The sequence below is a fragment of the Pseudomonas sp. GW456-12-10-14-LB2 genome (assembly GCF_002884345.1).
GTDB classification, from domain to species: domain Bacteria; phylum Pseudomonadota; class Gammaproteobacteria; order Pseudomonadales; family Pseudomonadaceae; genus Aquipseudomonas; species Aquipseudomonas paraglycinae.
In genome coordinates this window covers 58,750-78,643 of sequence record NZ_POHV01000032.1, presented here as the reverse complement: position 1 = coordinate 78,643, position 19,894 = coordinate 58,750, and the positions used below count along the sequence as shown (strand labels likewise).

17 protein-coding genes and 1 pseudogene are annotated in these 19,894 nt (G+C 58.4%); 7 read left to right on the top strand and 11 right to left on the bottom strand.

All coding sequences use genetic code 11. The features are described 5' to 3' along the window. The 3 genes and pseudogenes from C1X29_RS29520 to C1X29_RS21175 all read left to right on the top strand — a co-directional run. A pseudogene (locus C1X29_RS29520) lies at positions 1–634 on the top strand (type IV secretion protein Rhs); the annotation flags it as partial. A 6-nt stretch (positions 635–640) separates the two neighbouring features. Beyond that, positions 641–1,006, top strand: coding sequence for a hypothetical protein (locus C1X29_RS21180; RefSeq protein ID WP_102718292.1), 366 nt, complete (start codon positions 641–643; stop codon positions 1,004–1,006). Between the two features lie 145 nt (positions 1,007–1,151). After that, positions 1,152–1,568, top strand: coding sequence for a hypothetical protein (locus tag C1X29_RS21175; protein WP_256584379.1), 417 nt, complete (start codon positions 1,152–1,154; stop codon positions 1,566–1,568). A 16-nt stretch (positions 1,569–1,584) separates the two neighbouring features. Here C1X29_RS21175 and C1X29_RS21170 read toward each other — a convergent pair whose 3' ends face one another. Next, positions 1,585–3,375 carry a bifunctional diguanylate cyclase/phosphodiesterase gene (locus tag C1X29_RS21170; RefSeq protein WP_102718290.1) on the bottom strand — a complete coding sequence of 597 codons (1,791 nt, stop codon included), beginning with the start codon at positions 3,373–3,375 and terminating at the stop codon, positions 1,585–1,587. Positions 3,376–3,509: 134 nt separating this feature from the next. After that, positions 3,510–5,594, bottom strand: a complete 2,085-nt coding sequence (locus C1X29_RS21165) for a carboxy terminal-processing peptidase (protein ID WP_165369544.1) — start codon at positions 5,592–5,594, stop codon at positions 3,510–3,512. A gap of 181 nt (positions 5,595–5,775) precedes the next feature. Between C1X29_RS21165 and C1X29_RS21160 the strand changes: the two genes are divergently transcribed. Next, on the top strand, positions 5,776–6,738 hold the full coding sequence (locus C1X29_RS21160; protein WP_102688261.1) for a zinc-binding dehydrogenase: 963 nt from the start codon (positions 5,776–5,778) through the stop codon (positions 6,736–6,738). A gap of 45 nt (positions 6,739–6,783) precedes the next feature. On the opposite strand, the gene C1X29_RS21155 is transcribed toward C1X29_RS21160, so the two are convergent. From C1X29_RS21155 to C1X29_RS21130, 6 genes are all read right to left on the bottom strand, one after another. After that, complete coding sequence (locus C1X29_RS21155) at positions 6,784–7,437, bottom strand: HAD family phosphatase (RefSeq protein WP_102718289.1); 654 nt, start codon at positions 7,435–7,437, stop codon at positions 6,784–6,786. A gap of 34 nt (positions 7,438–7,471) precedes the next feature. Continuing rightward, positions 7,472–8,461, bottom strand: coding sequence for an ABC transporter ATP-binding protein (locus C1X29_RS21150; RefSeq protein ID WP_085748482.1), 990 nt, complete (start codon positions 8,459–8,461; stop codon positions 7,472–7,474). Further along, entirely contained in the window at positions 8,458–9,258 is an 801-nt protein-coding gene (locus C1X29_RS21145) for an ABC transporter permease (protein WP_007960203.1), read from the bottom strand. Before C1X29_RS21145 ends, C1X29_RS21150 begins: the two co-directional genes overlap by 4 nt. Next, the gene (locus C1X29_RS21140) at positions 9,245–10,081 is read right to left on the bottom strand and encodes an ABC transporter permease subunit (RefSeq protein WP_162130491.1); all 837 of its coding nucleotides are present in this window, start codon (positions 10,079–10,081) and stop codon (positions 9,245–9,247) included. The genes C1X29_RS21145 and C1X29_RS21140 overlap by 14 nt, the downstream gene beginning before the upstream one ends. Positions 10,082–10,086: 5 nt before the next feature. Next, a complete protein-coding gene (locus C1X29_RS21135; protein WP_102718288.1) occupies positions 10,087–10,893 on the bottom strand; it encodes an alkaline phosphatase family protein in 807 nt (268 codons plus the stop codon). A 181-nt stretch (positions 10,894–11,074) separates the two neighbouring features. Next, the gene (locus C1X29_RS21130; RefSeq protein WP_102718287.1) at positions 11,075–12,139 is read right to left on the bottom strand and encodes an ABC transporter substrate-binding protein; all 1,065 of its coding nucleotides are present in this window, start codon (positions 12,137–12,139) and stop codon (positions 11,075–11,077) included. A 351-nt stretch (positions 12,140–12,490) separates the two neighbouring features. Here C1X29_RS21130 and C1X29_RS21125 point away from each other — a divergent pair, with 351 nt between their 5' ends. The 3 genes from C1X29_RS21125 (at position 12,491) to C1X29_RS21115 (ending at position 15,936) form a co-directional block, all read left to right on the top strand. Beyond that, positions 12,491–13,204, top strand: a complete 714-nt coding sequence (locus C1X29_RS21125; RefSeq protein ID WP_085732333.1) for a UTRA domain-containing protein — start codon at positions 12,491–12,493, stop codon at positions 13,202–13,204. Positions 13,205–13,823: 619 nt separating this feature from the next. After that, positions 13,824–15,695, top strand: a complete 1,872-nt coding sequence (locus C1X29_RS21120) for an S-type pyocin domain-containing protein (protein WP_102718286.1) — start codon at positions 13,824–13,826, stop codon at positions 15,693–15,695. Then, entirely contained in the window at positions 15,685–15,936 is a 252-nt protein-coding gene (locus C1X29_RS21115; protein WP_102718285.1) for a bacteriocin immunity protein, read from the top strand. Before C1X29_RS21120 ends, C1X29_RS21115 begins: the two co-directional genes overlap by 11 nt. Positions 15,937–15,991: 55 nt before the next feature. On the opposite strand, the gene C1X29_RS21110 is transcribed toward C1X29_RS21115, so the two are convergent. The 3 genes from C1X29_RS21110 to C1X29_RS21105 form a co-directional block, all read right to left on the bottom strand. After that, a complete protein-coding gene (locus C1X29_RS21110; protein WP_102688269.1) occupies positions 15,992–18,151 on the bottom strand; it encodes a mechanosensitive ion channel family protein in 2,160 nt (719 codons plus the stop codon). 76 nt (positions 18,152–18,227) lie between these two features. Beyond that, complete coding sequence (locus tag C1X29_RS29470) at positions 18,228–18,404, bottom strand: hypothetical protein (protein WP_165369545.1); 177 nt, start codon at positions 18,402–18,404, stop codon at positions 18,228–18,230. Between the two features lie 132 nt (positions 18,405–18,536). Then, entirely contained in the window at positions 18,537–19,826 is a 1,290-nt protein-coding gene (locus C1X29_RS21105; RefSeq protein ID WP_007960074.1) for a M18 family aminopeptidase, read from the bottom strand. Positions 19,827–19,894 lie beyond the last annotated feature (68 nt).

Genomic DNA, 19,894 nt, shown 5'->3' with positions numbered 1-19,894 from the left:
GGTGAAGCTCGCGGGTGGGCTGAATCAGTACCGGTACGTGCCGAATCCGACGGGGTGGGTGGATCCGTTGGGGTTGAGCTCCAACTGTCCGCCGCCGAACAAGCCGGGATGTCCGGTTCCGGATGGGGTGAGCGGTTCGGTTGTTGATGAGGGCGAGCCGGCGCTACCGAAGATGACGGCGCAAGAGCGGAGGGCGAGAATTGATGAGTTGGCAGAAAATATTGCATTAAAAGAGTTGAGATATATGGAAAGCGCTAACAAAAAATCTCATTTTTTACAAAAACATGGCGCCCAAACTACTCTTGCTTCGCAGCAAGAACGTCTGCTATATGCTAAAAACCCTACTACGGGTAAAGTTGAGATGAAACTAAATAAAAAAACTAAGCTTTTGGAGCCAAGCATTCCGCGAGCTGCAACTAAATTTATGAGTCATAGGGATCAATTGAATGCAATTAATCGTGCTAAATTAATTTTCCGACGGACTGGGAGTCTATCGCTTTCATCGCTCCCAGTAGAAATGGGAAGAAAGGTTGGAGAGGGGTATAGAGGGAAGCAAGTGGAATATATAGAGCCAACAAGAACTGTCGTTATACTCAATAGTCATGGTGAGGCTATAACGGCTTATGTGGATTGATATAAAATGAAACGTAATCCAAATCTTTCAATTTTGCCTGGCTTTCTATTTGTCTTCGATATTGATTATCCTCACGAAGGGGCCGTTGAAGAACTAATATGTCTGGCTGATGTAAATGACTCTTCTGATTTGATTAGAGTTTTTGATGCTGCTCTGAAACCGGAATTTGTTGGGTACTCTGAATCGGATAGGTGTTGGATAATTGATACGATTTCCTATTATTTGGAAAGAGGAGAAACATTTGTTGAGGTTTTGGAAAAGAGGAGTTTTTTATTTTCTGACGAGATAGTCGATGGGCGTGGCTTTATGCGCGTGTTGCTAGAATGTCTTTCCTTATATCAGGCTGAGATAGGTAAAGTTAAAGATTTATAGAATTACAATCTACCTTTGAGGTTTTTGTATTTAGGGTTTTTGGTAGGTTGATTGTTTGTTTGGTCTTTATAATGATGGTAAAAATTGTGGGAGCTAATTTATTTAACCAAAGCCAGTTCGTCACGTTTCCAATCGCGGTGAAGTGATGTTGAAAGATCCATATTTAGATGAAAAGTTTGAACCGGATTTGATGTGGTTTATAGGCGTTTTCGACGTTTATGATCGGGAGGAAACTCGAGGTGCGGAACTCGAGGTTTACAATCCTAATGATTCCGCTGATAGAGAGCTTCTTATCAGGAAGTATTGTCTTAATCTGCCATACCTTTCCTATAGGCATAAGCTAGTGCTAGTTGAAATTTTGGAGCTGCTGCTCTTGGAACAAAATTATGACTTTCAAGAGTTATTCGAGGTCGATGAATACGAAGCAGCAAGTTGGCCGCGGGGAGAATGGTACTCTCTAGAAGATCCACGCGGCTTCTTCCAGGATATCTATAAGTTTGCGAAGGAAGCTTGGAGGGAGGATCTTGCGAAAGCCGCTGGAGAGGATCGGTCAACATGGTAGTTATCGAGCCTTTAAATCAGCGATGACCTGAAACGAGCGCCTCGTTAAAAGGTAGCGCACTTATGCTATCGATAACATGCACGCTATACCCCGGAACATTCTTCGCATGATGCTTCGCCTGCGAAGCCATCTCCGCCAACTGACTCGCATCCAGCTGCGCACACGCTTCGGGATGCAAATGCACCACGCCAATGGACAATGACAGCAACGGAAACTCCTGACGAATGCCCTGGCGGTTCGGCGCAACAAAACACCCAGCCTCCAGATGTTCCGGGCGGTAGAAACGCCGGCATTGGCTCTGGAAATCATCAAGCAATTGGTTCAGCCGTTTGCGCCAATCCTCCGGGCCGAGCACCAGCAGGAAATCGTCACCACCGATGTGGCCAACGAAATCCCGGGATGGGTCGACGCGTTCGTTGAGGCATTGCGCCAGACACAGCAATACCTCATCCCCACGCCCATACCCATAGATATCGTTAAAGGGTTTGAAGCTGTCGATGTCGACATAACAAATGACCGACTCCCGTCCCTGTTGCAGCAACCGTGTCAGGCACTGCTGAATCGGAACATTCCCCGGCAGCAACGTCAGCGGGTTGGCATAGCGGGCCTGCTGGATTTTCAGTTCGGTGATCAGTTTGAGCACGTCAATCACCCGGCCCAGGCCCAGGTAACCGCCGTTGAGGGTGATGATGAAGTCTTCTTCGATGCGTTGCCGGGCGCGGCTGGTGATCAGACGGCTGACCTGTTGCAGCGACTGGCTCATTTCCACGGCGAGGAAGTCGTCGTTCATCAGGCGGCTGATCGGTTTGCGGGCGAACAGGTCGGTGGCGAACGGTTTGAGCAGCGCATCGGACAGCGAGTGACGATGAACGATGCCGCATGGCTGACCCTGTTCGTCGAGCACCGCCAGTGAGTTCAGGTTGGCCTGACGGCGGAAGGCTTCCAGTACGGTAGCGGTCGGTGTGTCGCGATTCACGGCCGGTTGATCGTTGAGCAGGGCGCTGAGGTCGCTGCCTTCATCGTTCAATGTGACGGCGCTGCTGTCGTGCTTGGGCATCAAGGCGCGGGCATCGCGCGGCGGGTGTTCCTGAGGGCGGCCGAGCAGGTATCCCTGCACCAGATCCACACCCATCTCGGTCAGCACTGCCAGCTCTTCCGGCAGTTCGATGCCTTCGGCAATCACCTGTGCCCGCGAGGCCTTGGCGATTTGCAGGATCGATCCGACGAACTCGCGTTTCAATGCGTCCTGATGAATGCCATCGATAAAGTGCCGGTCGATCTTCACGTAATCCGGCCGCAGCTCCGACCACAGGCGCAGGCTCGAATAACCAGCCCCAAGGTCATCGAGGGCAATCGAAAAACCCATCGCCCGATAGTGATGCAGCGCAGTTTGCAGCAACTGAAAGTCATCGATCGGCGTTTGTTCGGTGAGTTCGATCACCACCTGACTCGGCGGGATACCAAAATCCTGCAGCAGCTGCAGCGTGCGCCCCGGCTGGTGCGCGGCTTCGAGCAGGGATTCGGGAGAGACGTTGAGAAACAGCTTGCCCGGCAACTGCTGTTCGTTGAAACGGCGACAGGCGCTTTGGCGGCAGGCGATTTCCAGTTCGCTCAAGCGTCCGGCCTGGCGGGCCACGGCGAACAGGGCGATGGGGGAATGCAGCGGGCTGTTGGACGGGCCGCGGGTCAGGGCTTCGTAGCCGAGAATGCGCCGTTCAGAGAGGCAAATGATCGGCTGGAACAGGCTGTGTAATCCGCTTTGAGTCAGGATCGAGCTCAAGGCACTCAGCTGTTCGGTCGTGGTCATGGCAATCTCTGGCGATAAAAAAAGGACTGGGAGCGTTCTCGATGAAGAGAACAGCTCCCAGTCCTTTATTGCACGACAGAATGATGACTGTTTGATGACGATCCGGGGATCGTCAGCATTAAATTGCCATCACCTTACTTCTTTGCGACCTGATTGCTCAGCTTGAGGTAATCCAGCAGCACGCGCCCGGTCTCGCTCAGGTAGGCGTCGTCTTCCGGTTTGACCTTGTCCGGCTCGGCGGCCGCCAGGGCGTCCTCGTCTTCTTTCTTCAGCTCTTTGAGCGGTTCTTCGCCTTTGGCCTTGCGACGGATGTTTTCCATCGCCAGTTGCTTGGCGTCGATGTCGGCGTGCTGGGCACGGCGTTCGGCTTCATTTAGGCTGACGGTTTTTTCTTCCAGCAGCTTCTGCGCCAGGGCCAGCTTGTCACGGATGAACACAAACTCCGCGTCCTTGGCGGAACGGGTGTCATGCTCGGATTTCAGCTGGGCCAGATACGGCTTGAACGGATCGCTCGCCGGTTTGATCGCCGCGCGGATGGTGTCCCACGGCATGGCTTCCGGCAGGGCGCTTTCGCCGATTTCCTTGGTGTCGATGATCGACGGGTAATCGATGTCCGGCAGTACGCCCTGATGCTGGGTGCTCTGACCGGAAACCCGGTAGAACTTGGCCAGGGTCAGTTTCAGTTCGCCATGGTTCAGCGGCTGGATGGTCTGGACCGTGCCTTTGCCGAAGGTCTGGCCACCGATGATCAGCGCGCGGTGGTAGTCCTGCATGGCGCCGGCGAAGATCTCCGAAGCCGAGGCGGACAGACGGTTGACTAGCAGCGCCATCGGGCCTTTGTAGAAGGCGCCCGGGTTTTCATCTTCAAGTACATCGACCCGGCCATCGGCGTTACGCACGAGCACGGTAGGGCCCTTGTCGATGAACAGGCTGGTCAGCTCGGTGGCTTCCTGCAGGGAACCGCCGCCGTTGTTGCGCAGGTCGATGACCACGCCGTCGACTTTCTCTTTCTGCAGTTCGGTCAGCAGCTTCTTGACGTCGCGAGTGGTGCTCTTGTAGTCCGGATCGCCGGCACGAAAGGCCTTGAAGTCGAGGTAGAAGGCCGGAATCTCGATCACGCCGAGCTTGTAGTCTCGGCCGTCCTGTTTCAGGTTCAGCACGGACTTCTTCACGGCCTGGTCTTCGAGCTTCACCGCTTCACGGGTGATCGGCACGATCTTGCTGGTCTGGTCGTTCGGCGCATTGCTCGCCGGGATGACTTCCAGACGCACCACGGTGCCTTTCGGGCCACGGATCAGCTTGACCACTTCATCCAGACGCCAGCCGACCACGTCGACCATCTCTTTGTTGCCCTGGGCAACGCCGATGATCTTGTCGGCCGGAGCAACCTGCTTGGTCTTGTCGGCCGGGCCTGCCGGCACCAGACGCACGACTTTCACCTGGTCGTTGTCGCTCTGCAACACGGCGCCGATACCCTCGAGGGACAGGCTCATGTTGATGTCGAAGTTCTCCGCGTTATCCGGCGACAGATAGTTGGTGTGCGGATCGTAAGACATGGCGAAGGTGTTGATGTACGCCTGGAAGATGTCTTCGGCGCGGGTCTGGTCCAGACGCGCCAGTTGATTCTTGTAGCGCTTGGTCAGGGTTTCCTGGATCTGCTTCGGCTCTTTGCCGGCGATCTTCTGCCGCAGCACCTCGTCCTTGACGCGTTTGCGCCACAGGTCATCGAGTTCGGCGGTGGACTTGAGCCACGGAGCGTCCTTGCGATCGATCAGCAAGGTTTCCTTGGTGGTGAAGTCCATCTTGTCGACGCCTTTGTTCAGCTCGGCAAGGGCGAAGTCCAGACGCGCCTTCACGCGGTCCAGGTAGCGCTTGTAGATGGTGAACCCGGCGTTGAGGTCGCCGCTCTTGAGGAAGTCGTCGAACTGGGTCTTCCACTTGTCGAATTCGGCGATGTCGCTGGCCATGAAGTAGCTGCGCGACGGGTCGAGCAGCTTGATGTAGCTGTCGTAGATGATCACCGAGCGCGCATCGTCGAGCGGCGGCTTGCTGTAGTGGTGACGCTTGAGCAACTCGACGACGTTCAGACTGGCGATCACTTCGTCGCGATCAGGCTGCAACTTGTCCCAGCTGTTGGCTGCGAATGTGGTGCCCGACACCGGCAACAGACCGATACCGATGAAAAGAGCGAGGGCGGTGCTGGGGAGCAGATGCTTCATGCTGATTCGACGCGGGGACAATTGATAACGCATATTAGGCCGTCTTTGAAGTCGCCGGTACCTCTACGCTCTGTACGATAACTGCTGTTCAGCGTTCGTTCAGACCCCAGGGCCGGTCGCATAATGCAAAAAGCCCGGCGCTACAGCTTCGGGCTCAGTCCAGACTCACTATGGAGGCACTGTGAAGGCATTGCAAGGCGTTGAAGGTCAAGTGGCATGGGTTGATGAACCAAGTCCTACATGTGATGTAGGACAAGTTCGCATCCGGGTGGCGGCAGCGGGCCTCAATCGCGCGGATTTATTACAGAAAGCTGGACTTTATCCACCCCCTCCAGGTGCCAGCCAGGTGCTGGGTCTTGAGTGTTCCGGGGTGATCAGCGAGGTCGGCGCAGGCTCGTCCTGGCAGGTCGGTGACCGGGTCTGCGCCTTGCTGGCCGGGGGCGGGATGGCGCAAGAGGTGGTCGTCGACGGAAGGCATGTGCTGCCGGTTCCGGAAGGTGTATCGCTGATCGAGGCCGCTGCGTTGCCCGAGGTGTACGCGACCGTCTGGCTGAATGTGTTTCAACTCGCTGCGCTCAAACCGGGTGAGAAAGTTCTTCTGCACGCCGGAGCCAGTGGTATCGGTTCAGCCGCCATTCAACTGTGCAAGGCTTTCGGCAATCCCTGCTGGGTCAGCGTCGGCTCGGCCGAGCGGCTGGCCTACTGCGAATCGCTGGGGGCCCAGGGCGGGGTGGTTCGCACCGACGATCTGGAAAGCCTGCGGGATTTCGGGCCGTTCGATGTGATTCTGGATCCGGTGGGCGGCAATTATTCGGCTTTGAACCTTAAGTTGATGGCTCAGGACGGCCGATGGGTGCTGATCGGCCTGATGGGCGGCCGCGAGGCGAAGTTGGATCTGGCCCAGGTGCTGGCCAAGCGCGTGCAACTGCTGGGCTCGACCCTGCGCAGCCGTGAAGATCAGTTCAAGGCCGATCTGTTCAGCGATCTGAGCCAGCACGTGTGGCCACTGTTTTCCGAAGGTCGCCTGAAGCCGCAACTGGCCAAGACCTTCCCTATCAAGGATGCCGAGGCTGCGTTTGCCGAGCTGGCGAGCAACACGGTGGCGGGGAAGCTGGTGCTGGTGATCGACGAAAGCCTGAGCTGATCGTTGATGCTTGTGGGAGCAGGCTTGCTCCCACAAGACAACCGCTTACTTCCAGAGGTGGATCGGCCAGCCAGACTTCTCGGCCTCTGCAAGCAGGACCGGATCCGGATTGACCACATGCGGAAAATCCACTTTCAGCAGCAGCGGCAGATCATTGCGTGAGTCGGAATAGAAACTCGCGCCCTCAAGGTTTTCCTCTTCGGCATCCAGCCATTCCAGCAAGCGGGTGATTTTGCCTTCGCGGTAGGTCAGGGTGCCCACGGTGTGGCCGCTGTAAACGCCATGCGCCACTTCCAGTTCGATCCCCAGCACCTCGTCGATGCCCAGTCGATCGGCAATCGGTTTGACCAGGTGCGTACCCGAGGCCGAGATCACCAGAATCCGGTCGCCGGCCTTGCGGTGGGCAGCAATGGTTTTGGTCGCATCGCTGAAGATGATCGGCTCGATGAAGTCTTCCACCCACGGTCCGACCAGATGCTCGACTTCTTCCGGGGTGCGCCCGATCAGCGGCTCGAGGCTGAAGTCCATGTAGTCTTCCATGCGCAACTTGCCATGGCTGTAGGCATCCATCAGCTCGTTGTTCCGGCGCATGAACGACTCGGGATCGACCCAGCCCAGGCGCCCCATCTGCTCGCTCCAGAGGGTGGCGCAGTCGCCGTGGATCAGGGTTTCGTCCAGATCAAAAATTGCCAGGGCCATCAGTTCAGTTCCCTCTTGGGTGTCAGCAAAGTCATCAGGCTACCTCACACAGAGCGGTGGGATCGATGGAAAGTGACAGGCGCTGACCATCGGGATGCAGATCCGCCGCCGAACGGTTGAGCACATCCACCACCAGTTCCACGCCCCGGGCTTCGACGCGGTAGCGGATCACGTTGCCCAGCAGACTGTGGCTGCGGATTTGCGCATCGGGTTCACCGCTGAGGCTGAGTTCAATGGCTTCCGGGCGAATCGCGATGCGATGGTTGATCGGCCGCTGCAACAGCTTCGACGCGCTCTCGGCATCCAGCAGGTTGTAGTTGCCGATGAAGCCGGCGGCGAATACGTCGACCGGTGCGGTGTAGAGGGTTTCGGCATCGCCGCTTTGTACGATTTTTCCCTGATTCATCAGGAAAATCCGGTCAGACATGGTCAGGGCTTCTTCCTGATCGTGTGTGACGAAGATCGTGGTCAGGCCAAGTTCGCGCTGGATCTGACGGATCTGTTCGCGCAGGTGTTTGCGAATTCGCGCATCGAGGGCCGACAGCGGTTCATCCAGCAGCAACAGGCGCGGACGGGTCACCAGCGAACGGGCGAGGGCGACACGCTGACACTGGCCGCCGGACAGCTGATGCGGATAGCGACTGGCGAAATCGTTGAGTTCAACCAGTTTCAACACTTCGGCAACCCGCTTGTGGCTGTCGTCGGCGTTGACCTTTTGCATGCGCAGGCCGAAGGCGACGTTCTGTTCGACGGTCATGTTGGGGAACAGCGCGTAGCTCTGGAACACCATGCCGATCCCGCGCTTCTGCGGGGTGAGCGGCACGATGTCGACGCCATCGAGCAGAATCTTGCCGCCATCCACCGGCGTCAGCCCGGCGATGCAACGCAGCAGGGTGGATTTGCCGCAACCGGACGGACCAAGCAGGGTGACGAATTCACCCTTGTTGATTTCGCAGTTGATGTCGCTGAACACCGTGGTGCCCGCGTAGTTTTTCTGAAGGTGTTGGACGCTGACATAGCTCATTCGCTTTTGTCCTTGTTCAAGATGTTGGCGACCCAGGTCAGGACCAGCACGAAAAAGAAGTAGGAGATCACCAGCGCACTGGTGAAGTGGCCGCTGCTGTTGCGCATGTTGTTCAGATAAACCTGCAGGGTTTCGTAGCGGGTGCCGACCAGGATGTTGGCGAACACGAACTCACCGAACAGGAACGAGAACGACAGCAGCAACGCGACCATCAGGCCTTTGCGCAGGTTCGGCAGCACCACCAGGAAAGCTGCCTGAAAAGTGCTGGCGCCAAGCAGTTGGGCGGCGTCCATCAGGTCGCGCAGGTTGATCGCTTGCAGGTTGTTGGTGATCGCCCGGTACATGAACGGCAGCGCCACGGTGAAGTAGCAACCGATCAGGATCCACGGCGTGCCGACCATCGCGAACGGCCCGGAACCGTAGAGCTGCAACAGGCCCACCGACGACACCACCGGCGGTACGGCGAAGGGCAGCAGGATCAGGATGTTCATCAGCGCATCGAGTTTCGGGAAGTGGTAATGCACCACGAACAGCAGCGGCAGGATCAACACCACCGACAGGATCAGCGCGCCGACGCACACCAGCAGCGACTGACCGAAGGCGTGCAGAAAACGCGGATCGCTCCACAACTGGATGTACCACTTGAAGGTGAAACCGCTGGGCAGGATGGTGGCCGACCAACTGCTGGCGATCGAGTAGATCAGCGTGCCCACCAGCGGCAGCAGCAGGATGGCGAACAACAGATAGACCACGACGCGGTGGTAGACGCCGGCCGGGCCGGATTCAGCGCGAGACATGGTAGCTCCTCTTCAGCAGCAGTTGATGCACGACGGTCACCAGGGTCATCAGCGCCACCAGCACCACGGCCAGGGCGCTGGCCAGGTTCGGGTCGAGGGAAATGTCACCGGAGACCATCGCCGCAATCCGGATCGGCAATACGTTGAAGTTGCCGGTGGTCAGCGCGTAGACCGTGGCGTAGGCGCCAAGGGCGTTTGCCAGCAGGATCACGAAGGTGCCGAGCAGGGCCGGAGTCAGTACCGGCAGGCCAATGTGGCGCCAGAACTGCCAGCCGTCAGCGCCGAGCAGTGCGGCGGATTCGCGCCAGTCTTCACGCAGGGCGTCGAATGCCGGGTACAACAGCAACACGCCGAGCGGAATCTGGAAGTAGGTGTAGAGGATTATCAACCCGGTTTTCGAGTACAGGTTGAAGTCCTCGATGATCCCGGCCTGCTTCAACATGATGGTGATGCTGCCGTTGAAGCCGAGCAGGATGATGAACGCAAACGCCAGCGGCACGCCGGCGAAGTTGCTGGTCATGTTGGCGAAAGCGTTGACGAAGTTGCGCAGCTTCGAATCGACCCGGCGCAGGGAGTAGGCGCCCAGCACCGCGATGATGATGCCGAACACACTCGACCAGAAACTGATTTCGAGGCTGTACTGGATCGCCTGCAAATAGAACTTCGAACTGAAGATCTTGCTGAAGTTGGCGAAGCCCCAACCGAATTCTTCCGATTGCAGGCTGTTGATCATCACCCAGATCAGCGGGGCGATTTCGAACACGATAAAGAACAGTGCGAAAGGCACCAGGCACAGGGCGGCCAGCCATTTACCGCGAGTCATTGAGTTCACTTGAGTAACTCCCGGCATACAGGTTTGTCGTGGGGCACGCCGAGCAGTTCGCAGACGGTGCCGCAGATGTCGGTCTGCTTCGGTGCAGCTTCGCTGTCCAGGCTGAAGGCATCACCGAATACGAACAACGGCACCTGGCGTTCTTCCGGCAGCAGGCCGTTGTGCGAGCGGTCGTTGTTCATGCCATGGTCGGCGGTCACCAGCACCTGGCAGCCGGCGTCGAGCCAGCCTTGCAGGTAGTCGGCGAGGATGATGTCGGCGCTGCGCGCACTGTTGCGGTATTGCGGGGTGTCGAGGCCGTGCTTGTGCCCGGCGTCGTCGATGTTCATCGGGTGGATCAGCAGAAAGTCCGGTGCATGGCGCAGGCGCAGGTTTTCGGCGTCGGCGAACAGGTGCGAATCCGGGTAGTGATCGTTCCAGTAGAAGTGGCCGTGCTGGATCGGTAGCGTCGGGTCATCGGTATGCCGATCCCGTGCTGCCACGAACGGCGAGCGGTTGTAGAGCTCGCTGACCCAGTGGTACGCCGCGGCGGCGGTTTTCAGACCGGCATCACGGGCGTAGTGATAGATGCTGCGCTGGTTGGACAGGCGCGAGACGTTGTTGTGGACGATGCCGCTGTCGATCGGCGGTACGCCCGTGAGGATGCATTCGTAAAGCGGTCGGGACAGGGCCGGCAGCTCGCACTCCAACTGATAGAGCGCGGCGCGTCCTGCGCCAACGTAAGCCTGCAGATGCCCCATGGCGTGACGCGCAACCTCGTAGTTGAGGCCGTCGAGCACGACAAGGATGACGGTGTGCTTCATAGGGGCAAAAACTCCGCGAAACAGAAAATTTCAGATTCAACCCGGATCCCCCTGTGGGAGCGGGCTTGCTCGCGAATGCGGAGTGTCAGTCAATAATTTTTTGACTGATCCACCGCTTTCGCGAGCAGGCTCGCTCCCACATTTGGATCTCCAACAAATCACATAGCGGTGATTCGCCGGCTTACTTCATCTCGACGATGACTTCTTCGTTCCACTTCTGCGGCAGGGCCTTGGAGGTTTTTTCCCACGCATCGGCGTCCTTGATCGGGGTGACCTTCTTGTACTGATCGTTCGGCAGCAGCTTGGCTTTCACGTCTTCCGGCAGTTGCAGGTGCTCGGCGCGGATCGGGCGGGCGTTGCCGCGGGCGAGGTTGGTCTGGCCGGCGTCGCTGAAGATGTATTCGCGGGTCAGCTTGGCGGCGTTCGGGTTTTTCGCGTACTTGTTGATGATGGTGGTGTAGCCGGAAATCACCGAACCGTCGGACGGGATCAGCACCACGTAGTCATCCGGATTGGCCATTTTGGCCTTGTAGCTCAGGCCGTTGAAGTCCCAGACCACGCCGACTTCGATCTCGCCTTTTTCCATGGTGGCGATGGTCGGGTTGGCCATCGACAGGCGCCCCTGCTTGGCGATGTCTGCGAACAGCAGCAAGGCCGGCTGGAGGTTTTTCTCGTCGCCGCCGTTGGCCAGTGCTGCGGCGAGTACGCCGTTGGCAGCCTGTGCGGCAGTGCTCACGTCACCGATGGAAACCTTGTATTTGCCGCCCTTGAGGTCAGCCCATTTGGTCGGTACTTCGGAGCCGTGCAGCAGCTTCTTGTTGACGATGAAGGCGATGGTGCCGGTGTAGGCCAGTGCCCAGTTGCCGTCCTTGTCCTTGGCCCAGTCTGGCACTTGATCCCAGGTGGTCGGCTTGTACGGTTGCACCACGCCTTGCTTGACCGCGATCGGGCCGAAGGCCGCGCCGACGTCGCCGATGTCGGCGGTGGCATTGTCTTTTTCAGCGGCGAACTTGGCGATTTCCTGGGCCGAGCTCATGTCGGTGTCGATGTGTTTCAGGCCGTATTTCTTGGCCAGGTCTTCCCAGGTGCCTTTCCAGTTGGCCCAGTCATCGGGCATGCCGACGCTGTTGACGGCGCCTTCCGCTTTCGCAGCGGCTTCGAGGGTTTTCAGATCATCAGCCGCCATGGCGGCGGTGCACATGGCAATGGTCGAGCCTAACAGTGTTGCCAGGAAAAGCTGTTTCATTCCGAAGCTCCTTGGTCGTGTTCAACGCTGCGATTGCGGTTTGTGTTGGTCTAGGTCAGCAATACCTGAGCCAATGTAGGGGGGCTGGATGACACTTTGATGTCGGCGGATACCTGACCCGCGCTTTATTTCTCCTGTATCGACGGCTGCCCGCTAAGCGTAGACCACCCGCAAAGTCCCGGTGGGCAAGGGACTTGGCCGATGTATTGCAAGTTGTCAGGGCGACCGTTCGGTAGTTTTGTCATCTCTCGGTCATCTGCACTGCCTAGGCTTGCAACACGACCAAACGGCGCAATAGCTGTGCGGTTTTGCCCCGAAACAGTGCTGGTCTAGTCCAGATAGGTAACGTTGATGCGCGATGAGGCAACAAAAGCGGTGACAGCGATTGGCCAGATCCTTCAGGAGCAGCTCGACCATGGGTTGCTGGCGGCGGGGAGCAAGTTGCCGGCCGAGCGCAAGCTCAGTGAGTTGTTCGGCACGACGCGGATTACGGTACGGGAAGCCTTGTTGCAGCTGGAGGCGCAAGGGCAGATTTATCGCGAGGAGCGGCGGGGCTGGTTCGTGTCGCCGCCGCGTCTGGCCTACAACCTGATGCAGCGCAGTCACTTTCACGCGATGGTCAGTGCGCAGGGGCGGGTGCCGTCGACCGAGGTGATTTCGGCTCGGTTGCAGCCAGCGTCAGCGGCGGTCTGTGCGTGGTTGCAGTTGCCGGCGTTGTCGAGCGTGATTCAGATTTGCCGGTCGCGACGGATCGATGGACGGCTGGTGTTGTATGTGGAGCATTATCTGAATCCGCAGTTTTTTCCGGGGATTCTGGAGTTTGATTTGAATCAGTCGATTACCGAGCTTTATGCGCGGCATTACGATTTGCACTATGGGCGGGTGCGGTTCGAGATTGTGCCTACGTCTTTATCGGTCGATGCGGCGGCGGCGTTGCGGGTGTCAGTGGGGAGTCCGGGGTTGAGGATTGCTCGGGTTAATTATGATCAGTCTGGGCGGTTGATTGATTGTGATCTGGAGTTTTGGCGGCATGATGCGATTCACGTTGGGGTTGACGTTGTTTGACCTTGACCTTGACCTTGGCGGCCTCTGGGCCGGCCAGGTTTTGGGTTGTTTTGGGTGAATATCCGTTTTTTCGGGGGGCTGCGGCTGGCGGTTCCGCTCTTACAGCGGCTCACTTTTCCAGACGCCGAAAAGTAAGCAAAAGGCTTGGCCCCTGCGTTCGGCCCCTCGCTGAGGCTCGGGGTTCCTTCGCTCCGGGATTCATCCGGGGGCATCGCCTACGGTTTGCTTCGCTGCACCTCCTCTCGATGCATGCGGCTGCGCCGCACGGTCGCTGCGCTCCCTCCCCCGGATAAATCCCTCCACTCAGCCTGCCGAAGGGGCCGGCACGTCAAAAGCTTTTCTTGAGCTAACGCTCATCGTGTTTTGGATGTGCGCCTCTTAAGCGTTGGTTCTGCTGTTTGAGTTGAATTTTTCAATTGGGCGAATCCGGACCTGGATTTCTGGACGTTTCCTACTTGTTGTTCGGCTGCATCTGACGCGACAGATTTTTTTGTGCGAGGTACATATATAACGCAGTCCGTGGTTGTTATTTCCATACATTTCTCCAGGCGCCGGACGCAATGTTTGAATTTGTTTCCGGTTGTCGAGCACTGCATTTAATTCAAGGAGGAATGTATTTATGGCACGGCGTGGAATTGAGCTTCCAGCTTCAATCGTGAGGCCGGACAATCAAGATGTTTATGTGCACTACTTAGGTCTCGGTGATGGCTCCGGGCCGGCAATTGATTTTGCCCCCTTGGGGGAAATACTGGATATGGAAAATACCTATAAGGCATTTTCCGGAAGTTTGCCTCAAATCCTTGAAGTTGAACTTGCCCAGGTCAGGGCTGGCGGTGATTCGAGTTTATTGCCTCCCTTGGACACGCTGGCGCGTGAGCTGCGTTTCCGGGATGCGCTGATCGCCAGAAAGTTTGGTGCGCTGATCGCGGCGAAGGACATTGCGATTCAGCGGTTTGGCCATGCGCAGGTCGAAACGTTTTTCAATGGCGGTCGGTTACCGCAGGTCAATCGGCGTGGCGGTAACGTCAGCGTTCGCCAGGCCTATAGCGAGTTGTTCAATGCCAAGTTGCTGGTAGAAGGCATCGGCCAGTTGAACAGTCAGTCCGCAACGGTCAGGAATGTAATCGCGGCTGTGCAGGTGCAAGAGGCCAATCGAATTGCACATGAGCAGGCGCGCATCGCTGCGCAGAATCAGGCTCGGCTTGTGGCCGAGGAGCAGGCGCGTGTAGCCGCGCAAGCGGCAGAAATCGCCCGGCTGGCGGCCGTTGATGAAGCTCGTCGAAAGGCGGAAGAACAGGCTCGACGTACAGCCGATGAGCATGCACGGCAATTGCTTGAGGATCGATTGCGCGACGCGGATCGGGCGCGCCGGGAGGCGCAAGCCTTCCATTTGCAGGGCGCTGCCTGGAATCCGCAACTTGTATTTTCGACGTCGACCGGGCCGGTTTCCATCCGCGAGAGCGCAAGGTCGGGATTGCGGGCGGCCATCCGTTCCGCGTCGGCCGGATTATCCGCTCTGGCCGCGGGCACGGTGTCGGGTTTGATGGTGGGGGTTGCGGCGCTGGTTTACTCGCCCGCGCTGGGAAACGGTGAGCTGCCCAAGCGGTTTCTGGTCAGCGTGCCGTTGTCCGATTTGCTGTCCGGTCCCGTGCCAGACTTGGTTCAGCTCGCGGCTACCGGTGGTTCTCTGGATTTGCCCGTGCGTGTCAATTCCAGAGCTGGCGAGGGCGATCACACCGAGCTGCTGGTCATTCCAGTCGATGGCGTCAGGTTTCCCACCGGCGTGCCGGTGATTGCTGCCGTTCACAACCCGCAGGACAACACCTATCGCGCGACGACTACCGACATTCCATCAGAAACATTGGTATGGACGCCGTCAATTACGCCCGCTGACAGTTCGACTGTATTGCCCGTTCCCGAACCGGATCCTGCGCAATATACCGGCGGCGACATCGTCCCTGTCGAGGGGCGAATTGATCGTCATCCTGATCTGGGTGATTTTGATTTCAATGACTGGATTCTGGTTTTTCCACCGGATTCCGGCATCCCCCCGCAATACATCATGTTCCGGGATCCGCGAAACGATTCCGGGATTGCTTCCGGGTACGGAGAGCCAGTGGCGACGGGGTGGCTCGAGGCGGCTTCGCAAGGCAATGGTGCGGCGATTCCGGCGCAGATTGCAGAGCAATTGAGAGGTCGGCAGTTCAGCGATTTCAGGACGTTCAGAGAGTCCTTCTGGAAAGCAGTAGGGGCAGACTCCGAGCTCTCTTCACAATTTGGCAATACCAATAGAGAGCGGTTAATGCGCGGCCATTCTCCATTTACCATTCCTGGTGAGCAGGTAGGCGGTAATAAAGTTTATGAAATTCATCATCTGGATTTCATCAAGAATGGAGGTGCGGTCTACGATATGGATAACTTAAGATTGTTGACACCTAAGCAGCACGTGGAAGTTCATTCTGCTAGTGGAGGAGAAAGAAATGCATCGTAAACTCGAAGACTATACGGAGTCAGAGTTTCTTGAGCTTTTGAAAGGTCTCTGTTATGTAACCAGCTGCAGTGAAAGAGAATACATGGTCCTTGTTGAAAAGTTTGACGCTGCAGTGGATCACCCAAGGGGTAATGGAATTATTTATTATCCGCTGGATGGCGAAGATGATAGCCCTGAAGGAATACTCCAAACGCTGAAGAGCTGGCGTGCGGAGAACGGGATGCCCGGATTCAAAGGGTAAGCCCAAATCAAAGGACCCCAATCGAAGTGCATTCCGATTGGGGTTTATTCGGTAACTATTTTTCAGTCTCCACTCCACCGCCCGCCGTGATCACCTGCACATTCATCCTCGGCGTCGCCAGGTCCAGCCCGGCCTCGTCCAGATGCCGTTTCAGCGACAAATTGAACGCCCGTGAAACCTCCCACTGTTTGATCGGTGCGGTCTTGAACCTTGCGCGCAATATCGCGTTGCCGGATTCAAAGCTTTCCACGCCCTGAAATTCCAGTGGCGACCAGATGTTGCGTCGCTGCAGTGGGTCGGTGCGCATTTTCTGGCCGACGTCGCGCATCAGTTTGATGGCTTCGTCGATGCTCATGTTGAAGGGCACCGCCACGCGGAAAATCGCGTAGCCGAATTCGCGGGAGTAGTTTTTGATGCTTTTGATTTCGCTGAACGGGATGGTGTGGACGATGCCGTCGATGTCCCGCAGGCGTACGGTGCGGATGGTCAGGCCTTCGACGGTGCCCAGGTGGCCGCCGACGTCGACGTAGTCATCGATGGCCAGAGAGTCTTCGATGATGATGAACAGGCCGGTGATCAGGTCGGCTACGAGCGACTGGGCGCCGAAGCCGATGGCCAGGCCGATCACGCCGGCACCGGCCAGCAGGGGCGTGACGTTCATGCCCATGTTCGCCAGCGCGACGATCAGGGCGATGATGAAGATCGCCACGAACAGCACGTTGCGGATCAGCGGCATCATGGTTTGCGCGCGGGCGTTGGCCAGGCCTTTGCGAGAGCGGGTGAGGGCGTGGTGCACGGCGGTGTCGCTGAGGATCCAGATCAGCCAGGCGAAGATCAGCGTGCCGATCAAACTGAACAGTTTGACGCTGACGTCGTGGCCTTCGCCTTCGGTGAAGCCGATCAGCGACATGCCCCACACCCGCAGGCCGAGTTCGATGAAGGCCAGCCACACCAGCAAATGGGCGAGGGTGTAGAAGAAGCTTTTCAGGCGTTCGGAATACAGCGCGTGGCGTTTCGGTCCGCGTTGGGGTTTGAGGGCGTGGCGGCGGACGAGGCCGTTGATGACCATGCACAACACCAGCAGCACGGTGCAAATCAGCGACTGGCGCAGGGCGGTGCTGGTGTCGCCGGCGGAGACGAAGGTGGCGAACAGGGAGATGCCCACCAGCACCAGTGCCGGGACGTACCAGAAGGTGCCGAGGATTTCGATGGTGTCACTGAGGGCGCGGCGGGTCAGGCGGCGGGACAGGGGCTGGTTGCGGATCAGGTGGGCGATCGGCCGGCGGAAACGCAGGATGAACAGGCCGGTCGACAGCGCCGCGAGCACGTTGGCGACGGTGGCGGCGGTGTGGGCCAGGTGCACGCCGAGGCCGGCCACCAGTCGCGGATCGCTCAGGGCTTCACCGAAGGCGGCGAAACTGCCGATCAGCCACAACGGGCGGAAGGCCTGGTGACGCAGGATGTACAGCGCGCGATGGCGGTGCGGGCCGTCGAGTACAGAGAAGGCGATCACGCAGATGGCCGAGAAGCAGGTGCCGACCACCAGCGCGTAAGCCAGCACCATCGCCAGGCTTTTGCCCAGTGACGAGGGTAGTGCGTAGCTCATGTAGACCGTGATCACCAACGCGATCAGCCAGGGTCCGAGCTTGCGCAGGGCGAAGCGCAGCATGTCGAGGGCCCGGGGGTTTTGCGGCAGTTCTTCGGTCAGGCCGAAGCGCATGCGTACCCGGTGGCCGAGCCAGATCAGCGCGGCGGCGAGCAGGCTCCAGACCGCGAGGATCACGGCGAAGGCGAAGATGATCGGCAGCCATTCGCTGGCCGGCAGCATCAGGCCTTTGAGCTCGTCCTGGGCCATGTCGAATTCGGCGGACCAGCGATTGAGCGGGCTGTCGGCGCCGGTGAACTGTTTTTCGAAAGTGGCGAGGGTGCCGCCGATCAGTCCCAGCACACCTTCTTCGGGGCTGGCCTGGGCTTTTTTCGTGGCGTCGCGGAGTTTTTTCAGGTCGGTCAGCAACTGGGCGCGTTGCTTGTCGTTTTCCAGCGACTTGATGACTTCGTCCAGCGACTGGCCGAGCGGTTCCTGAGCCTCGGGCTGGGCCTTGCCGGACCCCGTGAGCAGTCCCGGCAGACCGGCAGCGTCGGCGGGCGCCGGCGACATCAGGGTCATCAGGCAGACGAGAAACAGGCAGGGCAGAGCAAAAAGACGAGCGAACACTAGGCGGTCAACCTCGCAATGGGCGGATCGGGCGAGTGTACGAGCCCGCCAGATTCAATGCGAGCCGGGCGCGGATTTATTCGTTGAGTTTGGCGAGGATCTTGTAGACCACGGTGGCCAGGATCATCAGCATGCCGATCCACATGGCGAACACACCGGCGTTCTTGTCACGGAAGTTGAAACCGATGGCCAGCAGAATCATTCCGCCGAGGATGGGAATGAGCATGGAGTGGAACGCAGACATCGAGATCATGGCGACTGCCTTGTCGAAGGGAATGATTCAAGTCTAGGTGGGTTTTCGATGGACGGTGCTGAGGTGTATCAGAAATGAGCCGGTTTTACGGGCCGGGGGGTCGCAGCTCCACGCTGCGATCCCGGCTGCTTGCTACGGCAATTCGCGACTGGCGTAGAACGCGCTCAGCACTTTGACCAGGTGGGCCAGGTCATGGCTGCCGCACAGTTCGCGGATCGAGTGCATGGCGAAGGTCGGCAGGCCGATGTCGACGGTGCGCACGCCCAGGTGGCTGGCGGTGATCGGGCCGATGGTCGAGCCGCAGCCCATGTCGCTGCGCACCACGAAGCTTTGCACCGGCACTTCTTCGGCCATGCACAGATGGCGGAAGAAACCGGCGGTTTCGCTGTTGGTGGCGTAGCGCTGGTTGCTGTTGACCTTGATCACCGGGCCGGCGTTGAGTTTCGGGCCGTGGTTGGCGTCGTGCTTCTCGGCGTAGTTCGGGTGCACGCCGTGGGCGTTGTCGGCCGAAACCAGCAGGGATTTCTGGATGGTGCGTACGAATTCGTCACCTTCCGGCAGCAGACGGCGCAGGGTCTGTTCCAGCATCGGGCCGTCGGCGCCACACGCCGAGCAGGAGCCGACTTCTTCGTGGTCGTTGCACACCAGCACGCAGGTTTCTTCGGTGTCGGCGGTCAGCAAGGCTTGCAGGCCGGCGTAGCACGACAGCAGGTTATCGAGGCGTGCGCCGGCGATGAAGTCGCCATGCAGGCCGATGACCGCAGCGCTCTGGGTATCGTAGAAACTCAGCTCGTAATCGAGCACCACGTCGGCGTTGAGGCCGTGTTCGCGAGCCAGTTGATCGGTGAGTACCGCGCGGAAGTCCACGCGCTCGTCACCGGCGAACTGCGCGAGAATCGGCGGCAGTTCGGTCTGGGCGTTGATGGCCCAGCCTTGGTTGGCTTCACGATTGAGGTGGATGGCCAGGTTGGGAATGATCGCGATCGGGGCCTTGAAGTCGATCAGCTGGCTCTCGACTTTGCCGTCGCGGCGGAAGGTGACGCGGCCGGCCAGCGACAGGTCGCGGTCGAACCACGGCGCCAACAGCGCGCCGCCGTAGACTTCGACACCGAGCTGCCAGAAGCCCTGGCGTTGCAGTTCAGGTTGTGGCTTGACCCGCAGGCACGGGCTATCGGTGTGGGCGCCGACCAGACGGATGCCGTCGTGCAGCGGCGAGTTGCGGCCCATCTTGATCGCGACAATCGAGGAATCGTTACGGGTGACGTAGTAACGACCATTGGCTTCGGTGTGCCAGGTTTCGCGCTCGTCGAGGCGCACATAACCGGCGGCCTCCAGGCGTTGAACAAGGCTGGCGGTGGCGTGGAACGGGGTAGGGGAGGCCTTGAGGAAGTCGATCAGGCCTTGGTTCAACTCTTCGCGCATAAGAAGCTCCAGACAGCAATGGGCGGGAGTTTAACGCATCACTCCGCCCCATTGGGACGTGGTTGCGC

Bases quoted from the DNA above. Each gene is read 5' to 3' on its own strand.
- C1X29_RS21180 (WP_102718292.1), top strand. From the start codon at position 641: ATGAAACGTAATCCAAATCTTTCAATTTTGCCTGGCTTTCTATTTGTC.
- C1X29_RS21175 (WP_256584379.1), top strand. From the start codon at position 1,152: ATGTTGAAAGATCCATATTTAGATGAAAAGTTTGAACCGGATTTGATG.
- C1X29_RS21170 (WP_102718290.1), bottom strand. From the start codon at position 3,375: ATGACCACGACCGAACAGCTGAGTGCCTTGAGCTCGATCCTGACTCAA.
- C1X29_RS21165 (WP_165369544.1), bottom strand. From the start codon at position 5,594: ATGAAGCATCTGCTCCCCAGCACCGCCCTCGCTCTTTTCATCGGTATC.
- C1X29_RS21155 (WP_102718289.1), bottom strand. From the start codon at position 7,437: ATGGCCCTGGCAATTTTTGATCTGGACGAAACCCTGATCCACGGCGAC.
- C1X29_RS21150 (WP_085748482.1), bottom strand. From the start codon at position 8,461: ATGAGCTATGTCAGCGTCCAACACCTTCAGAAAAACTACGCGGGCACC.
- C1X29_RS21145 (WP_007960203.1), bottom strand. From the start codon at position 9,258: ATGTCTCGCGCTGAATCCGGCCCGGCCGGCGTCTACCACCGCGTCGTG.
- C1X29_RS21140 (WP_162130491.1), bottom strand. From the start codon at position 10,081: ATGACTCGCGGTAAATGGCTGGCCGCCCTGTGCCTGGTGCCTTTCGCA.
- C1X29_RS21135 (WP_102718288.1), bottom strand. From the start codon at position 10,893: ATGAAGCACACCGTCATCCTTGTCGTGCTCGACGGCCTCAACTACGAG.
- C1X29_RS21130 (WP_102718287.1), bottom strand. From the start codon at position 12,139: ATGAAACAGCTTTTCCTGGCAACACTGTTAGGCTCGACCATTGCCATG.
- C1X29_RS21125 (WP_085732333.1), top strand. From the start codon at position 12,491: ATGCGCGATGAGGCAACAAAAGCGGTGACAGCGATTGGCCAGATCCTT.
- C1X29_RS21120 (WP_102718286.1), top strand. From the start codon at position 13,824: ATGGCACGGCGTGGAATTGAGCTTCCAGCTTCAATCGTGAGGCCGGAC.
- C1X29_RS21115 (WP_102718285.1), top strand. From the start codon at position 15,685: ATGCATCGTAAACTCGAAGACTATACGGAGTCAGAGTTTCTTGAGCTT.
- C1X29_RS29470 (WP_165369545.1), bottom strand. From the start codon at position 18,404: ATGATCTCGATGTCTGCGTTCCACTCCATGCTCATTCCCATCCTCGGC.
- C1X29_RS21105 (WP_007960074.1), bottom strand. From the start codon at position 19,826: ATGCGCGAAGAGTTGAACCAAGGCCTGATCGACTTCCTCAAGGCCTCC.